This window comes from Pseudomonas sp. H1_F01 (assembly GCF_054681425.1).
The window spans coordinates 3,758,095-3,784,236 of sequence record NZ_CP162823.1 but is presented as its reverse complement, the minus strand read 5'-3'; the positions used below and the strand labels follow the sequence as shown (position 1 = coordinate 3,784,236).

19 protein-coding genes are annotated in these 26,142 nt (G+C 61.0%); 13 read left to right on the top strand and 6 right to left on the bottom strand.

Annotated features, from left to right (window positions below; genetic code table 11):
• The first annotated feature begins 23 nt into the window (after positions 1-23).
• The 7 genes from sfnG (at position 24) to AB4O09_RS17180 (ending at position 7,343) form a co-directional block, all read left to right on the top strand.
• Complete coding sequence (sfnG, locus tag AB4O09_RS17210; RefSeq protein WP_027911753.1) at positions 24-1,121, top strand: dimethylsulfone monooxygenase SfnG; 1,098 nt, start codon at positions 24-26, stop codon at positions 1,119-1,121.
• A 14-nt stretch (positions 1,122-1,135) separates the two neighbouring features.
• Positions 1,136-2,296: an AMP-binding protein gene (locus tag AB4O09_RS17205; protein WP_060613829.1), complete on the top strand. Its 1,161-nt coding sequence runs from the start codon at positions 1,136-1,138 to the stop codon at positions 2,294-2,296.
• 13 nt (positions 2,297-2,309) lie between these two features.
• Complete coding sequence (locus tag AB4O09_RS17200; RefSeq protein ID WP_003201361.1) at positions 2,310-3,092, top strand: ABC transporter ATP-binding protein; 783 nt, start codon at positions 2,310-2,312, stop codon at positions 3,090-3,092.
• A gap of 67 nt (positions 3,093-3,159) precedes the next feature.
• Complete coding sequence (locus tag AB4O09_RS17195) at positions 3,160-4,041, top strand: branched-chain amino acid ABC transporter permease (RefSeq protein ID WP_003201363.1); 882 nt, start codon at positions 3,160-3,162, stop codon at positions 4,039-4,041.
• 11 nt (positions 4,042-4,052) lie between these two features.
• Entirely contained in the window at positions 4,053-5,120 is a 1,068-nt protein-coding gene (locus AB4O09_RS17190) for a branched-chain amino acid ABC transporter permease (RefSeq protein WP_027911750.1), read from the top strand.
• Between the two features lie 72 nt (positions 5,121-5,192).
• Entirely contained in the window at positions 5,193-6,518 is a 1,326-nt protein-coding gene (locus tag AB4O09_RS17185) for an ABC transporter substrate-binding protein (RefSeq protein ID WP_003201366.1), read from the top strand.
• Positions 6,519-6,575: 57 nt separating this feature from the next.
• The gene (locus AB4O09_RS17180) at positions 6,576-7,343 is read left to right on the top strand and encodes an ABC transporter ATP-binding protein (protein ID WP_460107250.1); all 768 of its coding nucleotides are present in this window, start codon (positions 6,576-6,578) and stop codon (positions 7,341-7,343) included.
• A 31-nt stretch (positions 7,344-7,374) separates the two neighbouring features.
• Here the strand turns inward: AB4O09_RS17180 and AB4O09_RS17175 are convergent, their stop codons facing one another.
• From AB4O09_RS17175 to AB4O09_RS17155, 5 genes are all read right to left on the bottom strand, one after another.
• Entirely contained in the window at positions 7,375-8,478 is a 1,104-nt protein-coding gene (locus AB4O09_RS17175) for a sigma-54 interaction domain-containing protein (RefSeq protein WP_038856884.1), read from the bottom strand.
• A gap of 318 nt (positions 8,479-8,796) precedes the next feature.
• Complete coding sequence (locus tag AB4O09_RS17170) at positions 8,797-9,828, bottom strand: HlyD family secretion protein (protein ID WP_027911748.1); 1,032 nt, start codon at positions 9,826-9,828, stop codon at positions 8,797-8,799.
• A gap of 6 nt (positions 9,829-9,834) precedes the next feature.
• Positions 9,835-11,400 (bottom strand): MFS transporter, encoded by a 1,566-nt coding sequence (locus AB4O09_RS17165; protein ID WP_027911747.1) that lies wholly within the window; start codon positions 11,398-11,400, stop codon positions 9,835-9,837.
• Complete coding sequence (locus AB4O09_RS17160; protein ID WP_460107248.1) at positions 11,397-12,845, bottom strand: efflux transporter outer membrane subunit; 1,449 nt, start codon at positions 12,843-12,845, stop codon at positions 11,397-11,399. The genes AB4O09_RS17165 and AB4O09_RS17160 overlap by 4 nt, the downstream gene beginning before the upstream one ends.
• 364 nt (positions 12,846-13,209) lie before the next feature.
• Complete coding sequence (locus tag AB4O09_RS17155) at positions 13,210-13,581, bottom strand: response regulator transcription factor (RefSeq protein ID WP_003201377.1); 372 nt, start codon at positions 13,579-13,581, stop codon at positions 13,210-13,212.
• A gap of 471 nt (positions 13,582-14,052) precedes the next feature.
• Between AB4O09_RS17155 and AB4O09_RS17150 the strand changes: the two genes are divergently transcribed.
• The 6 genes from AB4O09_RS17150 (at position 14,053) to AB4O09_RS17125 (ending at position 25,013) form a co-directional block, all read left to right on the top strand.
• Positions 14,053-19,542 (top strand): trifunctional serine/threonine-protein kinase/ATP-binding protein/sensor histidine kinase, encoded by a 5,490-nt coding sequence (locus tag AB4O09_RS17150; RefSeq protein ID WP_460107245.1) that lies wholly within the window; start codon positions 14,053-14,055, stop codon positions 19,540-19,542.
• A gap of 117 nt (positions 19,543-19,659) precedes the next feature.
• The gene (locus tag AB4O09_RS17145; protein ID WP_028237219.1) at positions 19,660-20,238 is read left to right on the top strand and encodes a lecithin retinol acyltransferase family protein; all 579 of its coding nucleotides are present in this window, start codon (positions 19,660-19,662) and stop codon (positions 20,236-20,238) included.
• A 95-nt stretch (positions 20,239-20,333) separates the two neighbouring features.
• Entirely contained in the window at positions 20,334-20,984 is a 651-nt protein-coding gene (locus AB4O09_RS17140; RefSeq protein ID WP_039011838.1) for a response regulator transcription factor, read from the top strand.
• A gap of 167 nt (positions 20,985-21,151) precedes the next feature.
• Positions 21,152-22,414, top strand: a complete 1,263-nt coding sequence (locus AB4O09_RS17135) for a serine hydrolase domain-containing protein (protein WP_100263990.1) — start codon at positions 21,152-21,154, stop codon at positions 22,412-22,414.
• A gap of 118 nt (positions 22,415-22,532) precedes the next feature.
• Positions 22,533-23,870, top strand: coding sequence for an alginate export family protein (locus AB4O09_RS17130; RefSeq protein WP_043042845.1), 1,338 nt, complete (start codon positions 22,533-22,535; stop codon positions 23,868-23,870).
• 39 nt (positions 23,871-23,909) lie between these two features.
• Positions 23,910-25,013, top strand: a complete 1,104-nt coding sequence (locus AB4O09_RS17125) for a polyamine ABC transporter substrate-binding protein (protein WP_003201387.1) — start codon at positions 23,910-23,912, stop codon at positions 25,011-25,013.
• 51 nt (positions 25,014-25,064) lie between these two features.
• Here AB4O09_RS17125 and AB4O09_RS17120 read toward each other — a convergent pair whose 3' ends face one another.
• On the bottom strand, positions 25,065-25,676 hold the full coding sequence (locus tag AB4O09_RS17120; protein ID WP_003201389.1) for a TetR/AcrR family transcriptional regulator: 612 nt from the start codon (positions 25,674-25,676) through the stop codon (positions 25,065-25,067).
• Positions 25,677-26,142 lie beyond the last annotated feature (466 nt).

Sequence of the window (26,142 nt, the reverse complement as noted above, 5' to 3'; positions counted from 1 at the left end):
AAACGAGCCGTGGAGTACATGCAATGAGCCAGGACACGATCAAATTTGCCTACTGGGTGCCCAACGTCAGTGGCGGGCTGGTGGTCAGCAAAATCGAGCAACGCACCGACTGGGGCATCGACTACAACCGCAAGCTGGCCCAGATCGCTGAAGCGGCCGGCTTCGACTACGCCCTGTCCCAAGTGCGCTTTACCGCCGGTTACGGCGCCGAATACCAGCATGAGTCCGTGGCGTTCAGTCATGCCTTGCTGGCCGCCACCACGCGCCTGAAAGTCATTGCAGCGGTTCTGCCGGGGCCGTGGACGCCGTCGGTGTTGGCCAAGCAGATCGCAACCATCGATCACCTGACAGGCGGCCGGGTGGCGGTCAACATCGTGTCGGGCTGGTTCAAGGGCGAGTTCACCGCCATTGGCGAGCCATGGTTGGAGCACGATGAGCGCTATCGCCGTTCCGAAGAATTTATCACCGCGCTGAAGGGCATCTGGACCACCGACAACTTCACCTTGCGCGGTGACTTCTACCGCTTCCACGACTACACCCTCAAGCCAAAACCACTGCAGCAGCACCCGGAGATTTTCCAGGGCGGCAGCTCGCGGGCGGCACGGGACATGGCCGCCCGGGTATCGGACTGGTACTTCACCAATGGCAATACCGTGGAAGGCGTCAAGGCGCAGATCGATGACCTCCAGGCAAAAGCCGCGGCCAACAATCACAAGGTCAAGGTCGGTGTAAACGCCTTCGTCATTGCTCGCGACACCGAAGAAGAGGCGCGGGCGGTCCTTGCCCAGATCATCGACCAGGCCGACCCCGAGGCCGTCAATGCCTTCGGCGATGCGGCGAAACAGGCCGGCAAATCAAGCCCGGAAGGCGAGGGCAACTGGGCCAAGTCCAGCTTCGAGGACCTGGTGCAGTACAACGATGGCTTCAAGACCAACCTGATCGGCACACCGCAGCAGATCGCCGAACGCATCGTCGCGCTCAAGGCCGTGGGTGTGGATCTGGTGCTCGCCGGCTTTCTGCACTTCCAGGAAGAAGTCGAGTATTTCGGCCGCAAGGTGCTGCCGCTGGTGCGTGAGCTGGAGCAACGCAAAGTGGCAGCCAAAACGGCGGCAGTCGCTTAGGCGCGGGAGGCAGTATGGGCACGTTCACCGACACTCTCGACGCGGCACCGGCCAGCTTGCCCCAGTGGTTGCGGCAACAGGCGCATTGGCATGGCGCGGATGTCGCGTTGCGCCATAAGCACCTGGGTGTCTGGCAAGAGCGGAGCTGGGCGCAAGTGGCCGATGAGGTGCGCCGTTTGGCGAGTGCCCTGCAAGCCCGCGGTTTTTCAGCGGGCGCGACCCTGACGATCATCAGCCGACCCAGACCACAGGTGCTGCTTGCAGCCTTGGCCGCGCAGTGGCTGGGGGGCGTGGCGAGTCTGTTCGATCCACTGGAGGTGGCGGCCGAACAGGTGCAACTGCTCGGCACGCTGCAGCCGGATTTCGTCCTGGTGGAAGGGTTGGAAGAGATGCTGCGTCTGCGTGCGGCGCAGGTGGCTGCGCGTGTGCTGGTTTATCTCGACAAGCGTGGCCTGGCGGATTCGACGCCATTTGTTCAAGCGCTGGATTACGCCGCGCTGGTTGCCGAGCAGCCAATCAATGAACGGGCACCGCAAGGGCGAGTGCTGCAAACGGCCTTTGTGTTTTATCGCGGGGCTGGGCAGGCGATTGAAGAGCAACGCGTCAGCCACGCCGAGCTGCTGCAGGAGGGCCAGCGGTTGGTGACGCGCGAAGGTCTGGGACGGCAGGAAGAGGCATTGGCCGCGCGGGCGTTCGCCTCGGGCGGACAAGCCCGCTATCTGCTGGCGCCCTGGTTGATAGCCGGTTTTCGCCTGAATTTTCCGGAGAATCTGGCGACCCGTGATCGCGACCGCCGCGAGCTGGGCCCGACGCTGGTGGCCGGGACGCGGGAAACTTATGAGCGTTTGTACCGTTATGCGCTGGAGCGTTTGCCGGCGCCGGGCAGTTGGTCGCGTGGGCTGGTGGACTGGGCGTTGGCGGCCCATCCCGACGTCCTGCAACGGCATCTGGGGGATTGGCTGGTGCGCCGGCCTCTGCGCGATGTGCTGGGGTTTTCCCGGACCCGCGCACCGCTGCTGGTGGGCGATGCGTTACCGCCCGAAACCCAGGCGTTTTTCCAGGCATTGGGTATCCGGGTTCGCCAGTGGAGCGATGCGGCCCACTGGGAAGCGTCGACGCATCTTGTGCAGCAAACCACCGATGACTGGAGCGGGCTCCAGTCGCAACTGGCCTGAGAGGAGACGCCTCATGACCCAGACGGCCGCCACGCATTTGCTGGAGCTGGACCATATTTCACTGTCATTCAAAGGCGTCAAAGCGGTCACGGACATCAGCTTTCGCGTCGCCACCGGAGAGATCTGCGCCTTGATCGGCCCCAACGGCGCCGGCAAGAGTTCGCTGCTGAATGTCATCAGCGGCGTGTATCAGGCCCAGGAGGGGCGTATCCGTTTTGATCGACAGGAGCGGCGCCGGATGCGCCCCCACGACGTGGCGGTACGCGGCATCGCCCGCACGTTCCAGAACATCGCGCTGTTCAAGGGCATGAGCGTGCTCGACAACGTGCTCACCGGACGCAACCTCAAGCGGCGCAGCACTTGGATCGAGCAGGCGCTGCGCATCGGTCGCGCCCGGGCCGAGGATGACCGCCAGCGCGAATCGGCCGAGCGCGTTATCGCGTTCCTGCATTTGCAGCCCTGGCGCGACACCCTGGTGGGCACGTTGCCCTATGGCTTGCAGAAGCGGGTGGAGCTGGCCCGGGCGCTGGCGGCGGAGCCTCGGCTATTGCTGCTGGACGAACCCATGGCCGGGATGAACGCCGACGAGAAGCAGCAGATGAGTCGCTTCATCGTCGACATCAATCGTGAGCTGGGCACCACCGTGGTGTTGATCGAGCACGATATCGGCGTGGTCATGGACATCAGTGATCACGTGGTGGTGCTCGATTACGGTCGCAAGATCGGCGATGGCTCGCCTGAAGACGTACGGCAGAACCCCGAGGTCATTTCGGCCTACCTGGGCACTCGCCACTGACACTGGATATTCGACGCCTTCCCGCCTGGGAGGGCAGGCTAGTTGCGCCCGCAGAACAGGAACAGCGATGGAATTTTTCTTTGAAGTATTGATTGGCGGGTTGTTGGCGGGGGTGATGTACGCCTTGGTGGCCATCGGTTTTGTGCTGATCTACAAGGCCTCCGGGGTATTCAATTTCGCCCAGGGCGCGATGGTGCTGTTCTCGGCGCTGACCTTCGTCAGCCTGCTGGAACGCGGTGTGCCGTTCTGGCTGGCGTTCCTCATCAGCCTGGCGGCGATGCTGCTGATCGCCGTGGCCGTGGAGCGTGTGGTACTGCGCCCTTTGGTCAACCGTTCGCCGATCACGTTGTTCATGGCCACCCTTGGCCTGTCCTACGTCATCGAAGGCTTCGCCCAGGCGCTGTGGGGCGCCCAGGTGCATGGCCTGGAGCTGGGCATCAGTGACGAACCGCTGGAGCTGGGCGGGATGTTGTTGTCGCAGTTCGACATTTTTGCCGCGTTGACGGCAGCGCTCCTAGTGCTGCTGCTGTCCTGGCTGTTCAACAAGACCCGGCTCGGATTGTCGTTGCGGGCGGTGGCCGATGACCCGCTGGCGGCACTGGCCGTGGGCATCCGCTTGCAGCGAGTGTGGGTGGTGGTGTGGGCGGTGGCGGGGTTTGTCGGGTTGGTCGCCGGGCTGCTCTGGGGCGCTCGCCTCGGTGTGCAGTTCTCGCTCTCGCTGGTGGTACTCAAGGCCTTGCCGGTGCTGATCATCGGCGGCTTCACCTCCATCAGCGGCGCGATTGTCGGCGGCTTGATCATCGGCGCCTCGGAGAAGCTGGCGGAGGTTTACCTCGGGCCCTTCATCGGCAGCGGCATCGAGAACTGGTTTCCCTACGTGCTGGCGCTGCTGTTTCTGCTGGTGCGTCCGGCGGGGTTGTTTGGCGAACGGGCCATTGAACGGGTTTAGGGGAACGCATGATGTTTTATCGAGAAGCAGGCCAGTTCAACACCCGCTATGCCCAGGACCGCCGGGTCTTCGCGCTGCGCCAGGACCGTCACGGACTCGTCGCGTTGCTGCTGTTTGCCTTTGTCGTGGTGCCCTGGTTGGGCAATGACTATTGGTTCAGCGCGATCCTGATTCCGTTCCTGGTGCTGTCCCTGGCCGGGTTGGGGCTCAATTTGCTCACCGGCTATGCCGGGCAACTGTCCCTTGGTTCAGCGGCGTTCATGGCGGTGGGCGCCTTTGCCACTTACAACCTCGAAGTACGGGTCGCCGGTTTGCCGTTGCTGGTCAGTATCGCCTTGGGCGGATTGGCGGCGGCGTTGGTGGCGGTGCTGTTCGGCCTGCCGAGTTTGCGCATCAAGGGCTTCTATCTGCTGGTCTCGACCCTGGCGGCGCAGTTCTTCGTGACCTGGGCGCTGACCCGGTTCAGTTGGTTTTCCAATAACAGCGCCTCTGGCGTGATCAGCGCGCCGCGCCTGGATGTATTGGGGGTGAACCTCGACGCGCCGGCCGGCCGCTATCTGCTGACCCTGAGCGTGGTGGTAGCGCTGTTCTGGCTGGGCAAGAACCTGGTGCGCAGCGAGTTGGGGCGCAACTGGATGGCGGTGCGCGACATGGACACCGCCGCCGCGGTCATCGGCATTGCGTTGGCAAAAACCAAGTTGCTGGCGTTCGCCATCAGCGGTTTTTTCCTCGGGGTGGCCGGCGCGCTCTGGGCTTTCGCTTACCTGGGCACGGTGGAGCCCCACGGTTTCGACCTCAATCGGTCGTTCCAGATCCTGTTCATCATCATTATCGGCGGCCTCGGCAGCCTGCTGGGCAACTTCCTCGGCGCGGCCTTCATCGTGCTGTTTCCGGTGTTGCTCTCGAACCTGGTGTCGCTGCTGCCCGGCGGGCTGGTTGACGCCGGCCAGGTGGAGAACCTGCAGAAGATGATATTCGGCGCCCTGATCATTCTGTTCCTGATCAAGGAGCCAGAGGGCCTTGCGCGCCTCTGGCAGAGATTTCGCCAGCGCGCACGGCTGTGGCCATTGCGCTACTGAGCGATGCGCACGGCGCGGGTTTGCAGTTGCATTTTGTTGGCTTACCTATGGCTTCATAACAAGGAAAATCCGATGTTCAAACGATCACTCGCCAGCAGCCTGGCACTGTCCCTGAGCCTCACCGCCGCGGCCTTCACCGTCCAGGCGGACAACGAACAATATTTCCCGCTGCAAAGCTATCGCGTCGGCCCTTATGCGGCCGGCGGCACCGGTTTTTTCGGCGGCTTCATCGACTACCTCAAGTACGTCAACGCCAACGGCGGCGTGAACGGCGTCAAGTTGACCTGGAGCGAGTGCGAGACCGAATACGTGGTCGAAAAAGGCGTCGAGTGCTACGAGCGCCTGAAGAAAGGCTTGAACGGCGCACCGGCGGCGGCCACCAACCCGCTGTCGGTGGGCATCGCCTACGCCACGCTGGAGCGTTCGACGGCCGACAAACTGCCGCTGATCACCATCAACCACGGTCGCACGGACTCCACCGATGGCAGCGTGTTTCCCTACGTCTTCCCGTTGCAGTTGAACCCGTATTCTGAAGTGTCGGCGATCATCAACTACATCGGCCAAAGGGCCGGGGGGCTGGACAAACTCAAGGGCCTGAAGATCGTCACCCTGTATCACGGCTCGCCCTATGGCAAGGAAACCAACGAGGTGCTGCAGACCCTGGCCGACAAGTACGGTTTTGCGCTGACCTTGCTGGAGGTGCCGCACCCGGGCAACGAACAACAATCGCAATGGCTGAATATCCGTCGGGAAAAACCCGACTGGGTGATCCTGCGCGGATGGGGCGTGATGAACCCGGTGGCATTGAAAACCGCGCAGAAAGTCGGTTTCCCGGCCGACCACATCATCGGCAACATCTGGAGCAATTCCGAGGATGACGCCGCGCCGGCCGGTGCCGCGGCCAAGGGCTTCATCGCTATCACCACGCACCCTTCGGGCACCGATTTCCCGGTGTTGCAGGGCATCAAGAAACAAGTGGTCGACGCCGGTCATGGCGACCTGGCCGACCCCAAGCGTTTCGGTACGGTGTATTACAACCTCGGTGTGGTCAACGGCATTCTCAACGTAGAAGCGCTGCGCATTGCCCAGCAGAAATTCGGCAAGCAACCCCTGACGGGTGAGCAGGTGCGTTGGGGCTTTGAGAACCTCAAGCTCGACGACGCCCGGCTCAAGGAACTGGGGGCGTTGGGCCTGGTGCAGCCGTTGCAGTTGTCGTGCTCGGACCATGAAGGCGGTGGTGCGGTGCGCTTCCAGCAATGGGACGGTACGCAGTGGAAGCTGATCAGTGACTGGGTACAGGCCGACCGCGCCCTGCTACGGCCGATCATCGAAGCATCTTCGCATCAGTACGCCCGGGAAAAAGGCATTACGCCGCGTGATTGCAGCAAGGAATCCTGAGGCATCGCGGCGGCCGGGCGCATGCGTCCGGCCGCTGCCTGAAAAGGCGAAACTAGCATGACGACGAACGTGCCGATCCTGCAGGTCGACGATATTGAAGTCCTCTACGAACAGACCATCCTGGCCGTGCGCAGCGTGTCGCTGGAGGTCGCAAAAGGGCAGGTCGTGGTGCTGCTGGGCGCCAACGGCGCGGGTAAAAGCACCACGTTGAAAGCGGCCTCCAACCTGGTGCGCGCAGAACGGGGCGAAGTGGTGCGGGGGCGGATCGTCTACCAGGGACGGGAGGTGACCCACTGCGCGCCTCACACCTTGGCTGCGAACGGTTTGGTGCAAGTACTCGAAGGTCGGCATTGTTTCGCCCAGTTGACCGTGGAGGAAAATCTTCTGGCCGGCGCCCTGGCGCGCCAGGTGCCGCGGCGCCAGTTGCTGGCTGACCTGGAGTTGGTCTATGGCCATTTTCCGCGGCTGAAACTGCGGCGCAAAAGCCTGGCCGGCTACACCTCGGGCGGTGAGCAACAGATGATCGCGATAGGCCGTGCGCTGATGGCCAAGCCGCAACTGGTCTTGCTTGACGAACCGTCGATGGGCCTGGCGCCGCAAATCGTCGAGGAAATCTTCGAGATCGTGCGCCAACTCAATCAGCACGACGGCGTCAGTTTCCTGATTGCCGAACAGAATATAAACATCGCCCTGGGCTACGCCCACTACGGTTACGTGCTGGAAAGCGGTCGCGTGGTCAGTGAAGGCAGCGCCGAACAACTGGCGGCTCGCGGTGATCTGCAGGATTTCTACCTGCGAACGCGGAGGAGAGGCCAGGAAGCATGATCGTTCCCAGGGTCCTGCAGGAGCCTTGGACTCAGGTCGACAGGTTGACCACCCGGCCATCCTGGGTGTCCAGTGCCGGGCGACGTCGATTGACCACCAGTTCGCCAATCCTGATCAGCAACGTGCGGGTGACATTGCGGCTCAGGCCCAACAGGCTGGCGGTGTGGACCTGATTGCAATTGGCGTATCGGTAGACGGTGCGCAGCAACTCGGCCTCGACCTTTTCATACAGGTCGCCATGCTCTTGCTCGAGCAGTTTCTCGAAGGCTTTCTGCAAAAGCGTCTCTGCGCTTTGAGGGGCCGACTCCTGCGAGTTGTCCTGGCGTTCGATACGCAAGTTAGACAGGTGCAGGTCCTGCACGCCGATCACGTTGTTGCGGCAAATCAACAGGGTGTGGTGGATGACATTTTCCAGCTCGCGAATGTTCCCCGGCCAGGAATAGTCGAGCAATTTGCGCTGCGCCTGGGCATCCAGCGTCACCTCGCCGTGACCGAGCCTGCGGCTGTACTCGGCAATGAAGTGGCGGATCAGCGGCAGGATGTCACCGGGGCGTTCGCGCAGCGGTTTGAGCACCAGGCTGACCACGTTCAGACGGTAATAGAGATCTTCGCGAAAGTGCCCGGCATTGATGGCTTTTTCCAACTGTACGTTGGTGGCCGCCAACACGCGCACATTGATCTTGATGCTCTTGCGCGAACCCAGCCGGACCACCTCGCGCTCCTGTAGCACCCGGAGCAACTTGACCTGGATCGGCAACGGCAAATCACCGATTTCATCCAGGAACAACGTCCCGCCGTCAGCTTCCTCGAACCAGCCGGCCTTGGCCGTCAGTGCGCCGGTGAACGCGCCTTTTTCATGGCCGAACAGCTCGGCCTCCACCAGGGTTTCGGAAAACGCCCCGCAGTTGACCGCAACAAACGGTTTGTGGCGACGGGCGCTGAGGTTGTGTACGTGGCGCGCCACCAGTTCCTTGCCGGTCCCGGTCTGGCCGATGATCAGCACGCTGGCGTCACTGGGCGCGACTTGTTGCAGATGCGCCAGCAAAGCGCGGGAGGTGGGGTCTTCGAAGACCTGGGCCGTGGCACGAATCGAGGTGGCCAGGCCGGGGGAGGGAGGAAGCGTTAGAAGCTGCATGACGGTGGCCCGTTAATGAGATTGCCGTGACTGAAAATGGGTAAATGCCAACGTTCTTGAGGCAGTACCGCGAAGCCATTGGGCTTAAGGCTTAATCTAAATGATCTAAAAAACAGACAACAAATAACCTTTAGTTATTTGCTTAGGGCTTCACCTGCGCATGCAAGGGGATTTGTCCTGCCGGGTTCTGTAGGAGCTGGCGAAGCCTGCGATCTTTTGATCTTTCGCTCGCGATTCAAATGTCTGGGGAAAGATCGCAGCCTCGTTGCACTCGTCAGCTCCTACAGAACCCAGCTCGTCACAAAAGCCCTGATGGATTTATTCACCAATGCGGATATGCGGCGTGACGGACATCCCCACGCGCAGTTTCGCCGCCCCGGGCTGGTCGGGGTCGATGCGGATGCGTACGGGCAAGCGCTGGACGATCTTGGTGAAATTGCCTGTGGCATTGTGCGGGGCAATGGCGGAGTAGCTGACGCCGCTGGCCGGCCCCAGGCTTTGCACCGTGCCTTCCAGCGCCTGGCCGGGCAAGGCATCCACTTCGATATCCACGGTTTGTCCGGTCTCTACGCGCGCCAGTTGTGTCTCGCGAAAGTTGGCGGTGATGTAGACGGCGTCCAGCGGCACGATCGCCAGCAAGGGTTTTCCGGCATTGACGAAAGCACCGACACGTATCGATTTCTCCCCGACGGTGCCGCTGATCGGTGCGGTGATGCGGGTATAGGAAAGTTGCAGTTGCGCGATGGCTTGCGCCGCCTCGGCATGGGCGAGGGCCGCCTTGGCCTTTTCCATATCGGCCTTGAGGATATCCACGTATTGCCGGGCAGCCTGCAACCCCGCCTGGCTCTTGTCCCGGCTGGCCAGTTGAACGCTCAACTGCGCTTCGGCCTGCTGCTGGGCCTGTACGGTGCCCGACCCATCGGTGGCCAGGTTGCGATAACGGGCCTGATTGACGCTGGCCAGCTTGAGCGCCGCCGCGTCTGCCGCTACCACTGCTTGTGCCTGGCGTATGGTGGTTTCCTGTTGGATCAAGTGCGCTTGCAGGCTGGCGATGCCGGCCCTGGCGCTGGCGACCTGGGCTTGCGCCGCGTTCACGGCAGCGACGAAATCGCGGTCGTCGATGGTTGCCAAGAGGTCGCCTTTTTTCACCGGTTGGTTGTCTTCGACCAATACCGTCTCAACCGTGCCCGATACCTGCGGTGCTACCGTAGTGAAGTCGGCATGGACGTAGGCATCGTCCGTAGACTGTATCGATGCACTGGATTCAGGACGATTGAAATAGAACACAGCGCCGATGGCCACCGCGAGCAGTGTGGCGCTGATGATCTGGGCTTTCTTCGGTAATGCCATGATGAGTCACCCGTGTGAGGAGGAAGGTGCTGAGGCTGCGTGCATGACAGGGGCGGGGATGTAGGTCAGTCGCAACACCAGAGGAATCAACAGCAGCGCCAGCAGGCCCAACACGCGATAGGCATCAGCAATCGACAGCACCAGCGATTGCTGGCCGATGAGACTCATCAGTTGCGCTGGCTCAGGCACAAACGCCAGGCTGTTACCTGCCAGTGCTCCCTGGTCCAGCAACATTTCTCCATGGAAGCGACCGCGCACGGTGATGAGCTGGGCAACTGCCGCTGCACCGGCCAGCGATCCGAAGGCGCGCAACGTGTTGATCGTGCCGGACACATAAGGCCCTTCAGCAGGCTGCACCACGCTGGTGATCAGGAACAACATCGAGACCACCGCCATCGGTTGTCCGAGGGCCTGCAGGGTTTGCGCCATGACGAACTGGTCGCGGTTCCATTCGCTGGTCAGTTGTGAGCCGGCCAGGCACGCCAGCGCGATCAAGCACAACCCCAGGGCGAACACGACACGGGCATCGACCCACTTCTGATACAGCAGTAGCGCAACCACGGGCCCCAGGACCAGTTGCGGCAGCGCGACAATCAGGCCGACCGACGCCATCTGGAAGGGGCGATAGTCCTGAAGCGCGCCGAGATAGTTGGCCGGTAACAACGCGCTGGACATCAACACCACCAGCAGTGCGAAGAACAGCGTGCAGCCCAGTCCCAGGTTGCGGCGCCCGAGAATCTGCAACTTGATAAACGGTGACGGGTGATACCACTCGGTCAACAGATAGATCGCCAGCAAGGCCAGGCCTACCAGCAGCGAAGACGTGATCAGCGGTGAATTAAACCAGTCCAGCCGCACGCCTTGATCCAGTGCGACAGTGATCAAACCGAACGCCGGCACACCGCAGGCCATGCCAAACCAATTGGCCTGCCGGAAGCGTGGGACCTGGATGGGTTCCTTCGCCAGTCCCCAGGCGATCAGGCCTGCGGCGATGAGGGCGAGGGGAATGATCTGCCAGTACACCCAGCGCCAGTCCTGCAACCCGTCCGTCCAGTGCCCGGCCAACCAGATGGACAGGTTAGGCGCAAAGGTCGCGGTCATGGCATACAGCGCCAGGCCATACAACCGTATGGGGGGCGGCAGGAATTTGAGCGCCGCCATCATCAGCAGCGGGATGGTGGTGCCGCTGGCAATGCCTTGCACAAAGCGCAAGGTCAGCAAAAGGTCCAGGTCGTGGATGAAGGGCAGGATCAAGGCGAGTAGCGTACAACCGCCGAGCATCCACAACTCCAAGCGACGGACCGAGAGTGTGATGGCGAACCACGCCGAAAAGGGCATGGCAATCAGCTCGCCGGCGCTGTACGCAGTGGTGAGCCAGGAGCCATCGTCGAAGCCCAAGCCCATTGCGCCTCGCACATCTGCCAGGGCCAATGCACCGACCCGGGTATTCAACCCCGCCATCATGGCGGCGAGAAAAATGCCGACCAGGCCGACCATCGAGCGTTTCGAGGACGAGGCCTGAGGCCCTGCGCTGGCCACCACGTGCGCTGGCGACAGTGCGACGCTGTTCATTGGGCAACCTCCGGATTCCAGCCGCCACCCAGGGACTTGTAGAGATTGACCACGGTCAGCTTGGCGTCAGTCGCGTTGGCATTGAGGCGGGTTTGGCTGGCCAGCAGGTTGGACTGGGCCGTCAGTACACTCAAATAGTCGGCGGCGCCTTGCTGATAACCTCGCTCGGCGGCATGCAGCGCCTGCTTGTTCTGTTCATAGGACATCAGCAGTTCATCGTGTTGACGCTGTTGGGCCCCCCAGGCATCCAGGGCGTTGTCCACTTCATGCCAGGCTCGCAAGACGGTTTGGCGATAAGCGAGTGCCGCGGTTTTTTGCCGTGATTCGTTCAGGGCCAGGCGTTGCATCAAACGTCCGCCCTGGAAGATCGGCAGATAAACCGTGGGACCGATGGAGAAGAACCGGGAATCCCAACTGGCGAGATCGCCACTGTCGAAGGCTTCCACGCCGATTTGCCCTTTCAGGCCAATGCGCGGATAGAAATCAGCTTTGGCCACGCCGATGGCAGCCGTGGCGGCATGTAGCTGGGCTTCGGCGCGCAGGATGTCGGGGCGCCTATGGGCCAGTTCAGAGGGGACACCAACCGGAACCCCGGAGGGCAGGGCAGGCAAGGGCAGTGCCTTGGCCAGTTGCCCATCGAGGGCACGGGGTTGTTCGCCCATCAGCAACGCCAGCGCGTTCATCTGGGCGTTGCGACGTTGGTCCAGCTCAGGAACCATGGCCTTGATCGTGGCCAACTGCGCCCGGGCAGAGGAGGTTTCGAAGCGCGTCCCGACGCCGTTACGCTCGCGGCTTTCAGCCAGGCCGAGGGTGCGCTCCGCGACCGTCAGGTTTTGCCGGGTGATGTCCAGTTGCGCCTGGGTTCCGCGCAATTGCAGGTAGGTCCGTGCCACTTCGGCGGCCAGGGCCACCTGTGCGGCTTCGCGATCGTAAACCGTGGCTTCCAGCGTCGCGGCAGCGCCTTCGCGGGCCCGTTGTGCGCGGCCCCACAGATCGATCTCCCAACTGGCATCGAAGCCCAGTTGCCAGAAATTGTTAGGGCCGGTCGGAGCCCCCAACGCAGCGAACTTGCCATTTTCACTGAGGGCCTCACGGGTGTAGCTGGCATTGGCGCCTACGCTGGGCAGTAATTGCGAAGCAGCGATGCCCAGCTGGGCGCGGCTTTGCTCGATGCGCTCGGCGGCCATCTGCAGATCAAGGTTGCCCGCCAGTGCACGCGCTTGCAGCCCGGTGAGCACGGCGTCATTGAACAGTGTCCACCATTGGGACGGCACCGCGGCAGCGGACGTCGGGATGACGCTTGCGTGCTCTTGTCGGGGTGACAAGAGCACAGCGTCAAGCCCGCTCTCAGGTTTCACGAAGTCTGGGCCTACCGTGCAAGCGGTCAGGAAGCTCGTGCCGATGAGCGTCAAAATGCGTCGAGGTAACCCGAAGATAGCCGACATAGCCAGTTCCCCGTAAGGTTGCTGCGTGGCCCGACGAGCGCACGCCTGGGGTCAATGAGTCAGCGATTGGCTCGCTGTGAACTCATGGTATCGGGGGGCTCTTCCAGGCGCACTTCTACATCGGGTCAGCGAAACCATACGTCAGTGGCGGGAGATCTATACGAAGGTGTGGGGTCAGTGGCGTGATGGAAGCATCGTGGCGAGGTGCTGCTCCCGTTCGACGGCTGTAGGCGCTGGCGAAGCCTGCGATCTTTTGATCTTTTGATCTTTTGATCTTTCGATCTTTAGCTTGAGATTCAGGTGTGTTTGGAAAGATCGCAGCCTCGTTGCACTCGACAGCTCCTACACAGCTCCTACACAGCTCCTACTGGCGCAGGGCAGTGTCGATACAGGACAGCAGTTTGTCGGCATCACAGGGTTTGGGCAGGCAGGCGATCAGCCTCGGTATGTGTGCCCCAAGGTCTGGGTAAGCGGTAATGAAGATGGTCGGGATCTGGAAACCCATGGCACCGAGCTGTTCATGCAGTTCCAGGCCGCTCATCCCCGGCATCTGGATATCGGAAATCAGGCAGCGGGTAGCCGCCGGGGCGTTTGCGTCGAGGAAATCCATGGCGCTGCAATAGGTTCGAACGTCATAACCGCTGGACCGTAACAGGCTTTTGAGGGCGGCCCGAACGGATTCGTCATCATCGACAACGGCAATCGTCGTTGTATTGCGTATCGGGGTGTCATGCATATCGGGTCGCTCGCACAAGCGCCTGTCGTCATTACAAGATACGCGGTCTCCTCGGGTGCAAAAGTATACCTAGGTATAGCGCGCTAAGACCAAAGGGTTGACTTTGGATCCAGCAGTTTGCCCCAGGGCTGCTTTCGCTGTACGCAGGTACAACTGACCGGTGCTGGCGTCTCGCCTAGACTGGCACGCATCGTTTGCCTGGGGCTCGACACAAAAAATCCAAGGCGAGTCAATTCGTTGTTCCCAATGAAATCACTTGAAGGGCTTTCATGAGGGGTTAATCTAGATATCGGCAACACGACCCGTTCTGGATCCCGACAGAGCCCCATCCTCATCGGGCGCCCAGCGCAGCCACGGACGTCGCCCCAGCGCGACGGCATCGGCCATGCGACGTGACACCGGATGCCAGCCCGACGGCAACGTGCGGCGGATAACCCACTACAAAATGCTCGCGTGCCGACGGATAACTACATGCAAATTTTATGGGACGATGGTGAACGTATCTTCTGCCGGGAACTGCGTCCGGGTGTCGAGGGCGATTGCAGCGTACTGGTGGCGCGGCCCGCTGCCGAACAACCGCGTCCCGGCTGCCTTGGCCGTCTGGCCCACGAGTTTGGCCTGAAAGACGAGCTCGATGGCACCTGGTCGGTGCGACCGCTGGAGATGGTGCGCGAAGGCGCCCAGACGCAGCTGGTGCTTGAGGATCCAGGCGGCACGCCACTTGTGCAGTTGCTGATTGCGCCCATGGAAACGGCCACGTTCTTGCGTCTGGCGGTGAGCATCGCCGTGGCACTGGGCAAGCTCCACCGGAGTGGCCTCGTCCATAAAGACATCAAGCCCAGTCATATCCTGGTGAACTGCTTCGACGGACAGGCCAGGCTCACCGGGTTCGGCCTCGCCTCACGGCTGCCACGGGAGCGGCAGGCGCCCGAGACCCTCGCAGGGACGCTCGCCTATATGGCACCCGAGCAGACCGGCAAGATGAATCGCTCGATCGATTCACGCAGTGATCTCTATTCCTTCGGCGTCACGCTGTACCAGATGCTGACCGGCTCGCTGCCATTCCTGGCATCGGACCCGATCGAGTGGGTGCACTACCATATCGCCAAGAAACCCTTGCCGCCTCGCGAGCGGGTTGGAACCATTCCCGAGGTGCTGTCCGACATTGTCATGAAGCTGCTCGCCAAGACGGCCGAGGAACGTTATCAGACCGCAACGAGTCTGGAATATGATCTGCGGCGCTGCCTCGCCGAGTGGCAGCAACAGCACCACATCAATGCCTTTGCGCTGGGCGAGCATGGCACATCCGATCGGTTGTTGATTCCCGAGAAACTCTATGGTCGCGAGCATGAAGTCGACACCCTGATCGCGGCGTTCGCGCGTGTCGTTGAAAGCAGCGCGCCGGAGCTTGTCCTGGTCACCGGTTATTCCGGTATCGGCAAATCCTCGGTGGTCAACGAGTTGCACAAGGTGCTGGTTCCGCCGAGGGGATTGTTCGCCAGCGGCAAGTTCGATCAATACCACCGCGACATCCCTTATGCGACGCTGGTGCAGGCCTCCCAGAGCCTGGTGCGCACCCTGCTTGGCAAGAGTGACACGGAACTGGCCAGTTGGCGTGACGCGCTGCAGGAAGCGCTGGATGTCAATGCGCGGCTCATGACCGATCTCATTCCCGAGCTGAAGCTCATCATCGGCGAACCACCACCGGTTTCGGTACTTGATCCGCAACAGGAGCAACGCCGCTTCCTGCTGGTGTTCCGGCGTTTTATCGGCGTGTTCGCCCGCGAAGATCATCCGCTGGCGCTGTTTCTCGATGATTTGCAGTGGCTCGATGCGGCCACGCTCGATTTGCTGGAGGATCTGCTGACCAGCGCTGATGTGCGGCACCTGTTGCTGGTGGGCGCCTACCGCAGCAACGAAGTGGACGTCACCCACCCGCTGACAGGCAAGCTCCAGACTATTCGGAGCGCGGGAGGCAACGTCGTCGAGATCATGCTGGCGCCACTCGCCAAGGTGCATATCGAGCAGTTGATCGTCGAGGCGCTGCATGACGAGCGGGCCCGCATCGAGCCCCTGGCGCAGTTGGTGCTGGAAAAAACCGCCGGCAATCCGTTCTTCGTGATTCAGTTCCTGCAAACGCTCGCCGACGGGCAACTGCTGACCTTCGATCATGACGCCCGGCAGTGGTGGTGGGACCCGGACCGCATTCATGCCGAGGGCTACACCGACAATGTCGTGGACCTGATGGTCGGTAAGCTGGTGCGCCTGCCGGGCGAGACGCAGCAGGCGCTGCAGCAGCTGGCTTGCCTGGGTAACGTCGCCGGGATCGAGGCGCTTTCGACCGTGCTGGGCATTCCCGGGGCGCAGGTCCGCGGGGTGCTCTGGGAGGCGATTCGCCTGGAACTGGTCGAGCGGCTGGACGACGCTTATGGTTTTGTCCACGACCGTATTCATGAAGCCGCTTATTCGCTGATCCCCCAGGATTCGCGCGCCGAGACGCACCTGCGAATCGGACGATTGCTCGCCGCGCAGACATCCGCGCAAGGGCAGGAAGAGGCGATCTTCGAGATCGTCGGCCAGCTCAATCGCGGCGCCGTATTGATCACCGACCCGGCTGAGCGGGAGCAGTTGGCTGCATTCAACCTGATTGCCGGCCAACGCGCCAAGGCGTCGACGGCTTATGCGTCGGCGCTCAACTATTTCACCACCGGGACGCAGTTGTTGGGCGAGGACTGCTGGGCGCGTCGTCATGGGCTGATTTTCGCGCTGGAGTTGAATTGCGCCGAATGCGAGCTCTTGACCGGGCAGCTGTCTGCCGCCGATGAGCGTCTCACGGCGTTGTCGGATCACGCCATGACCGTGATCGAGCGGGCCAATGTCGCGTGCCTGCTAATGGATGTCTACTTGCTCCTGGATCGCAGTGACGGTGCGGTTGCGGTCTGCCTGGCCTACCTGCGGCATGTGGGGATCGAGTGGTCGGCCCATCCGAGCGACGATGACGTGCGCAGCGAGTACGACCGTATCGGAGCGCTACTGGGGGACCGGGCAATCGAGGACCTTATCGACTTGCCGTTGATGGAGGATGCGACGTCCCTGGTGACCGTCAATGCGTTGGGGAAACTCTTCGCGCCAGCCCTGCAGAGTGAAGCGAACCTGGCGGACCTGTTGATCTGCAAAGCGGTCAATCTGAGCCTTGAGCATGGCAACTGCGATGCTTCATGTTTGCTCTACGCCAATTTATTCAGGGTCGCCGGTCGCCGGTTCGGTGATTACCAAGTGGGCTTCCGATTCGGTCAGCTTGGCTGCGAGCTCGTTGAGAAACGTGGTTTGGCTCGATTCGAGGCGAGCACCTATCTTTGCTTCTCGTGCTTTGCCGTACGCTGGATGAAGCCTGTGGGGCAATGCCGCGACCTGTTGCGTCGTTCGTTTACGGCGGCGAATCGAATCGGCGATCTACCGTATGGCGCCTACGCGGGCAACAACCTCACTGCCGATCTGCTCTTCGCCGGCGAGCTGTTGTCCGATATACAAGGCGAAGCCGAGCGGGGTCTTGTTTACGCCAGGAAAGTACGCTTCGGGTTGGTGACTGATTTCATCATCACGCAACTGGCGCTGATCCGGATGCTCCGAGGCTCGACGCTAACCTTTGGTCGCCTGGACGACGGCGAGCTAACCGAGTCAGGCATCGAAACCCACTTGGCCAGCAATCCGGATCTGGTACTGGCTGAGTGTTTGTACTGGGTACGAAAATTACAGGTTCGCTACATGGCCGACGATGCTGAGGCGGCATTGGAGGCCGCTGCAAAGGCGCAGCGTTTACTCTGGGTTTGCCAGTCGTTCTTCGAGGAAGCCGAGTTTCATTTCTATGGCGCCCTGGCCCGGGCCGCCCGCTGCGATAGCCTCCCGGTGGACGAGCATGGGCAGCACTTGCTGGCGATAGTTGCCGATCAGCAGTGGCTCCAGACCTGGGCGCAGCAGTGTCCGGAAAATTTCGCCAGCCGCGCCGCGCTGGTGGGTGCCGAAATCGCCCGCGTTGAAGGGCGCATGATCGACGCCGAGTTGCTTTACGAGCAGGCTATTGATTCCGCGCAAGAGAGTGGCTTCGTGCACATCGAGGCGCTTGCCAATGAACTCGCGTCGCGCTTCTACGCGGCGCGGGGCTTCGGGAAAATCGCTCGGGTCTATTTGCAGGATGCCCGTTACGGTTACCAGCGTTGGGGTGCCGATGGCAAGGTGCGGCAACTGGAGAACAAGTACCCATCGTTGAGGGCCGAAGCGCCTGAACTCGGCCCGACGACAACGATGGCGACACCGGTCGAACATCTTGACCTTGCCACGGTACTCAAGGTCTCCCAAGCCGTATCGGGCGAAATCGTCCTGGAAAAGCTGATCGATATGATCCTGTGCACGGCCATTGAACAGGCCGGCGCCGAACGCGGGCTGTTGATCCTGTCCGATGGCGGCGAGCATCGGGTCGCGGCGCAAGTGACTACTGGCGGCAACGCAACGCAGTTACGCGATGAGCGGGTGAGTGCGACGCTGCTGCCCGAGTCGATTCTCTATCATGTGCTGCGCACCCGAGAGAGCGTTTTCCTTGACGATGCCGTGGCCGAGGCGCCGTTCGCCGCAGACCCCTATATCCGGCAGCAGCGGGCCCGTTCGATTCTCTGCCTGCCGTTGATGAACCAGGCCAGGCTCGTCGGCGCGCTCTATCTCGAAAACAATCTGGCGGCCCGTGTGTTCAGTCCGACCCGGATCGCCGTGTTGAAGCTGGTGGCTTCACAGGCTGCCATTTCGCTGGAAAATGCTCGCTTGTACCGTGAGGTCGCGGAACGCGAAGCGAAGATCCGGCGCCTCGTGGACGCCAACATCATTGGGATCCTCGTCTGGAACGCCGACGGCGAGATCATCGAAGCCAACGATGCCTTTCTGCGTATGTTGGGATACGAACGAGCAGACCTTGCCTCGGGCCATCTGCGCTGGGCAGACCTGACGGTCCCTGAGTTTCGAGAACTCAGCGAACGTAGATTGGCCCACGCTTTGCTGACCGGGCATGCCCGACCCTATGAGAAGGAATATTTGCGCAAGGACGGCAGCCGACTGCCGGTCATCGTCGGCCTGGCGAAGTTCGAAGTCGGTAGCAGGGAAGGGGTCGCCTTTGTGCTGGATCTGACCGAACGCAGGCAGGCGGAAGAAAAAATCCGCGAAAGCGAGCGGCGTTATCGCGAGGTTCAGACCGAGCTGGCCCACGCCAACCGTGTCGCGACCATGGGGCAGTTGGTGGCTTCGATCGCCCATGAAGTCAATCAACCAATTGCCGCGGCCATCCTCAACGCCAATGCCGCATTGCGCTGGTTGAACGTGCAACCGCCGGAAGTCGGGGAGGTCCGGCAGGTGCTGGAGCGCCTCATCTTCGATGCCAACCGAGCGGCGGACGTGCTGGGTCGCATCCGTGGGCATATCCGCAAGGCGCCACCGCAAAAGGGACCGGTAGACATCAACGCGGCGATCAGCGAGATGATCGACTTCACCCGTGGCCAGATCGGCAAGAGTGGCGCCTCGATACAGACGCAACTCATGGACGGTTTACCCGCCATCGAAGGCGACCGTGTAGAGCTGCAACAGGTGTTGCTCAACCTGATCATGAATGCGCTCGAGGCCATGAGCGGTGTCAGCGAAGGCGAGCGGCAGTTGCTTATCTGCACGGTGCGCGATGATGCCGGATGCATCGTGGTGAGTGTCAGTGACACCGGGCCGGGGTTCGCCTCGGACAGTACCGACCTGGTCTTCACTTCCTTCTACACCACCAAGCCTACGGGCTTGGGGTTGGGGTTATCGATCTGTCGTTCGATCATTGAATCCCATGGCGGCAGTTTGAGGGCAAGCGTCAACCCACCCCGCGGTGCCACTGTTCAATTCACGCTGCCCATCGCAGCCTTCAGCTCAACGACAATGTCTTGATTAATACTTAGGTTTAAGACCTGTATATCAACCGGTCATTGAAATCAGTCCCATGTACAAATGAAACTCCGCAACCCCGGCGATACAGTGTTTTCAAGGGTTGCGGAGTCTCTTCTCATGAATAATCTAACTGCCCATGCCGTGGATGAGTTTTCATCACTGCGTTCCATTGTGCTTATTTGCCTGGCACTCATGACAACGAATGTTTTCTATCGCTTGAGTGCGCCCACGTCCCAAGGTCAACTGCCGAAAGACATGTCGGATGTTTCATTGGAACCGGTCAACATCGAGCAGGCCCCGGGCAGCGTGCCCATAGGTGCACACCTGGTCAGCCCTCGCCGGTTCTACCTGCATCACGGCATATACCTTGGCGGCGCAGAAGTTGCCCATTACTCGGGGTTCAGCGGTTCCCTCAAGTCGGGGCCTATCGAAGTGACCGATCTTGAACATTTCGCCAAAGGCAAGCCCGTGTGGATAGTTGACGAGCACTGTGAATATTGCGCCGAAGAAGTTGCCAATCGGGCGCGTTCGCGACTAGGCGAAGACCAATACAGGGTCTTATCCAATAACTGCGAGCACTTTTGCAGTTGGTGCACCACCGGGGAAAGTTACAGCAGCCAGATCAATGCGTACCTGCATCGACCTCGTCATCTTTTTGCACTGATATCAGCGTTGCACCCCCAGCTCATTGCATAGCGTCTACATCACGGTTCGGGCCATTCCTACCGTACTTTTCGGCCCAAGGCGCTGTGCTACAATTTTTTTCCGCCCACTCCCCAAGAGGATCGTGCATGAACGGCAATTCCCCATCCAATGACCCGAGCAGCAAGGATTCAATTGTGTTCGTGGTGGATGACGATGCCTCAATGCGCGATGCATTAAGCAACCTCTTGCGCTCGGTCGGCATACGCGTCGAGACGTTCGCCTCCACGGCGGACTTTCTCCAACAACCCAAGACCGAAGGTGCCAGTTGCCTGGTGCTCGATGTACGGCTTCAAGGTAGTAGCGGCCTGGACTTTCAACGTCAGTTGGCGGGGTCGAACGTCACTATCCCCATCATTTTCATCACCGGCCATGGCGACATCGAAATGTCGGTCAAGGCAATGAAAGCAGGGGCCGTGGATTTCCTGGCCAAACCCTTTCGTGAACAGGATTTGTTGGACGCGGTGTCAGCCGCACTCCAGGCCGACGTCAAGCGCCGAGCCGTCGAGCGTCAGCTTGCGGACCTGCATGCCCGCTACGAAACGCTGACGGCCCGTGAAAAAGAGGTGATGACGTTCGCTGCCAAGGGCCTGATGAACAAACAGATTGCCGGGCAGATGAACCTGAGCGAAATCACCGTGAAAATCCACCGCGGCCACGCGATGAAAAAAATGCACGCCAAGTCCTTCGCTGACCTGGTTCGAATGGCGGAGTCATTAGGTGCCGGGCAAGACCATTGAACAGAGTGACAGGCCTGCATGAACGCCAGTTCCCGGATTCGCGACACCGCTCAGGCGGCGGTGGATAGCTAATTGCTGGTAAAAAGATTTATTGACTAAAAAATTACATCGGGTAATTATTTCTCTGCATCTGCTTTCACGCAGAGTCATTTTGCAGGGGCAACCCGATGAATCAGAACACCGTGCCTTCACTGGCCAGTCTTTACGTCGAGACTCACGAATCGCCATTTGACGCACGCCTGGCGCCTTCACTCATGCAAGGCTTTCCCGCCGAACCCCAGCGCCGCGTCACCTGGCACAACTGGATGAGCCCACCGTTCAACCAATGGGGTTTCCGCAACCTGGCGCGCTTGCGTCCTTCCATCGATGTGCAGGCCGGCAGCGGTCCGGTCAGCGCGTTCAGGCAGGCGCTCCAGGCGCTGGATGAGCTGCACTTCGACAGCGAGTGTGGCTTGAGCATCAGCGTGATCGATCACCTGGTCGCCAGCCAGACCGATGCTTTCCTGGTCTTGCAGGGCGACACCGTACTGTTTGAGCGCTACTTCAACGGCCAGCGTCCCCAGGACCGACACATCATGTTTTCGGTGACCAAGTCGCTGATCGGTGCCTTGGGCGAGCAACTGGTCTGCGAAGGCTTGCTGGACCCTACGTTGACGGCCACCCATTACGTACCGGAACTGGCGGGCAGCGCGTTTGCCGATGCCACCGTGCGCCAGTTGTTCGACATGGCGGTGGCCGTCGATTACAGCGAGGTCTATGAGGACCCGGATTCAGAGAGTTCCCAATACGGTTACGCCTGCGGTTTCCAGCCGGCGCCAGCGCAGTACGCGACCTTCGAATCCCTGTATCAGTACTTGCCCTCACTGAGGAAATGCGGCAGTCACGGCGGCTTTTTCCATTACGTGACGGCCACCACCGAGGCGTTGGCCTGGGTCATGGAGCGGGCATCAGGCAAGGCCTGCCATCAGTTGCTCCAAGAGATCTGGAGCCAGTTGGGCTGTGAACGTGACGGCTACTTCCTGGCGGACCCCTGGGGCCGCAGCGTCGCCGGTGCCGGTTTCAGTGCGACCTTGCGTGACATGGCGCGCTTCGGCCGTCTGCTGGCCAACGATGGCCGCCAGGGTGGGTCACAACTGCTCTCGGCCGAGGCGCTGGCCGGTATCGCCGCCGGAGCCGACCCCGCGATCTACGCTGCATCCCCTGACTTTTCGAGCTGGACCCCAGGCGCGTCCTACCGCAGCCAATGGTATGTCTTCAACGACCACAGCCAGGCGCTCATGGCCGGTGGCATCCATGGTCAATACCTGTTCATCGACAAACCGTCCGGCGTGGTGATCGTCAAGCAGTCGTCCCTGGGCGAGGCCGTCAGCCCATTCGACGGCGACAGCGTGCGCATGCTGCGTGCCATCGCGGCGCACCTGACGCCCTGACTTCATCCGATAAACACAAGAATTTTGCGTTCCGCTCACCTGGCCCCACCAGGTGTTGGCGCGGTTTTGCGCCGCCATTTACTGCCCTGTAACAACAATAATCACACAGGAGCTCCATATGGTTTCCATGATGCGTTTGTCCCGAACGTTCCTCGTGCTCGGGTTACCCTTGACCGCCCAGGTTGCCTGGGCGGGCTACACCTTCGAGGAGGGCAACCTCAAGGGCGAGGTCAACTTCAGTGCCGGTGGCGCAGTCCTTTCTACCCGCAACGTCAACTTTGGCGGCGGCGTGGTGGACATGCGCAGCGGCAAGAATCGCGGCACGAAAATCGACTGGCAGGAGTTCTACGTCAAGCCGGGCGTCAAGTTGGAGTACACCGTGCAGCCGGATTTCAGCCTGTTGGCTGGCGGCTCCCTGGTGGGCGCGACCACCTTCGGTGATGGTGATGCCGGTGGCTTCACCCGTAGCTCCGACGGCAAGCTGTCGACCGAAGAGTTTTATGGCGGTTTCCGGGCCGGGGAGTGGACGGTCACCGGCGGTCGCCAGAACTACATGATCGGCAACGGTTTCATCGTGATGGATGGCAACCTCGACCAGTTGAACGACGGCGCCTACTGGCTCGCCCCACGCACTGCCTTCAAGGATTCGGCGGTGGTCGCCTGGGATCATGGCGCGTTGAAGGTCCAGGGCTTCAGCCTGGGCACCGACAGCGACCTGGGTGACTTTCGCATGAGCGGCGCGAACCTGGACTACAACCTCGACGACCAGCTGACGCTGGGCGCCACCGCGTTGAAGGTCAAGGCCATGGGCCCCAAGGGCAGCACGTTGCCGCGTCGCCGCGATGGCATGCTGGTGTACAACGTCAGGGCGTTGAACGCCAGGCTCCCGGGCATCGCCGACCTGACCCTCAATGCCGAATATGCCCTTGAGCGAGGCAGCGGCGAAGGCGTGGATTACGACGCCAAGGCCTGGTATGGCCAGGCGGATTACACTTTCAGCACGCTGCCGTTGACCCCGGTGATTGGCTACCGCTACGCGAGCTTTTCCGGCGACGACAACCTCACGGACAACCGACAGAAAGCCTGGGATCCGTTGAGCAAGGGCTTCGTCGACTGGAGCACCTGGCTGATCGGCGATGTCGTCGGCAACTACCTGCTGTTCAACAGCAACGAAAACGTCCAGCAGTTCTCACTCAAGACCCACCTCAACGAAACCCTTACGCTCGGCGCGATCCACTACCAGTTCTGGCTCGACGAAAAAAACTACATGGGCACCGCCGTCAGCGACAAACGGTTTGCCGACGAGAGTGTAGTCTTCCTGGATTGGGCGCCTTCGAAGTCGCTGTCCACCTCGCTGTCCTATAACTGGGTCAAGCCCATGGCAGCGGCCAAGCAAGTATTCGGCGACGACCGGAAATTCAGCGCGCTGGAACTCTACTTCACCTACCGCTATTAAGTGCCGCGAGCCTTCGCGGCCGCGCTGGAGTGTTTGATCATGAGCATGTTTTTGCGCAACACCTTGCTGGGCGCTGTCGTTTCGATGCTGGTTAGTGGCGCAAGCCTGGCCGAAGAGCGGACGGTGCGAATCTACAATTGGATCGAATACCTGCCGCCTGAAATCCTCAAGAGTTTCGAGGAGGAAACCGGCATCCGTCCCATCTACGACGTCTTCGACAGCGTCGAGACCTTGGAGTCCAAACTCCTGACCGGCAACTCCGGGTATGACGTGGTCTACCCGAGCAGTTCCAACGTCAGCCACCTGATTGCCGCCGGTGCCGTCCAACCCCTGGACCGCAGCCAATTACCGAACTGGCAGCATCTGGACCCCGAGTTCATGAAGTCCCTGGAGGCGGTGGGTGATCCGGGTAACCGCTATGCGGCGCCGTACCTGTGGGGCACGACGCTGATCGGTTACAACGTCGACAAGGTGCGCCAGGTGCTGGGCGCCGATGTGCAAATGAACACCTGGGACATCCTTTTCAAGGAAGAGAACATGGCCAAGCTGGCCAGTTGCGGCGTGGGATTGCTCGACGCCGCCAACGAGATCGTGCCCATCGCCTTGCACTACGAAGGGCTCGACCCCAACAGCCAGAAACGTGAGGACTACGCAAAGGCGCAGGCGGCCATGCTCAAGGTTCGTCCCTACATCACCTACTTCAATTCGTCACGCTATGGCATGGACCTGGCCAACGGCGAGATCTGCGTAGGGGTAGGTTGGTCCGGTGGGGTGGCCCTGGCCAAACGACTGGCCCAGGACGCAGGGAAGGGGGTCAAGGTGGAAATGGCGCTGCCCAAGGAGGGCGCGCCGATGTGGTCGGACGTCATGATGGTGCCCACCAACGCCCCTCATACCCAAGAGGCCTACGCGTTCATCAACTACATCTTGCGTCCCGATGTCATTGCCCGGATCAGCAACAAGATCGGTTACCCCAACCCGAACAAGGACTCCACGACGCTGGTCAACGCCGATATCCGCAACAACCCCGCCATGTATGTGCCGGACGAGGCGCGCAAGACTCTGTTCGCGTTGGAGCCGGTGCCGGCGGCGGTGGAGCGGATCCGCACTCGCACCTGGACCAGCATCAAGACGCATCGCTGATCAGCGTGACCCGGTGTTGCGGCGCCGGGTCCGTATCGGTGGGGTGTTCGCTCAGGCGCGCATGCCCAGGAAGAGCAATTCGGTGATACGCCGGACCTGGGTGGAGTGTGCCTCGATGTCCGGCTGTTCCTGGTTGACCAACCGGAACAGCTGCAAGTGCGAATAGTCGTTCAACAGGAAGGCGGCGAGGTCGACGTCGAGGTCGGCGCGCAGCTTTCCGGCCTGTTGCAATTCCCTGATCAGCCCACTGATTTCGGCCCTGAGCGCATCGTTCATGGCGCGATAACCCTCCGGCAGCCCGTTGTCGCCACCAAACAGAATCAGCGGCAGCAACTCGCGCCAAAGGCTCGGATGCATGACCTCCAGCGCGTAACCGGTCAACAGCCGTTCCAGATAACACAGTGCTTCGACCGGGTCTTCGATTTCAGGGATCTGGTTGCGGGTGTCCGTGAGTGCGCGCTGGTCGGCGTCGTGCAGGATCTCCAGGATGATCTCCTGCTTGTTGCCGAAGTACTTGAAGACGGTAGGCGCCGATACGCCGGCCTGGCTGGCGATCTGTTCGATGGTGGTGTTCTGGAAACCCTGGCGCTCGAACAGTTCGACCGCCGCCTTGCTGATGGCTTGGCGGCGTTCGGCTTTTTGACGTTCACGCAGTCCGCTCACGGGAGGTCCTTGTTGGAAAGAAAGCAGCGGTTAAAGGCCTTGGCGCACCAGCCCTGTGGGAGCGAGCTTGCTCGCGATAGCGTTGGATCAGCTGCATTGAAGTCGACTGAAATACCGCCATCGCGAGCAAGCTCGCTCCCACAGGGTTCCTGGTTAACAACAGGCCGGGTATAGGCATGCAAAATACTTAACCCAGTAAAGTTTTTAAAGGGTTTATTTCATGGCTCCCCTCAAGGACGCGGCTGAATACCGCGATCCAGACACCTGGCAAGCGGCAAAACGCCATGCCCCACTTGGCGAAATCAGGCACGGGGATGGCGCGTTCAGGTAACTAACTCGGGAGGGAAGGCAGGTAACGTGGCGCGACTTTTCACCGCAATTGCGCACGTTCGCCCAGGGTGGATCAACTCGACCAAGAGGTACCGCTTCCAGGAGGGGCGGGAATACCAGAAGCACCGACTGTCCC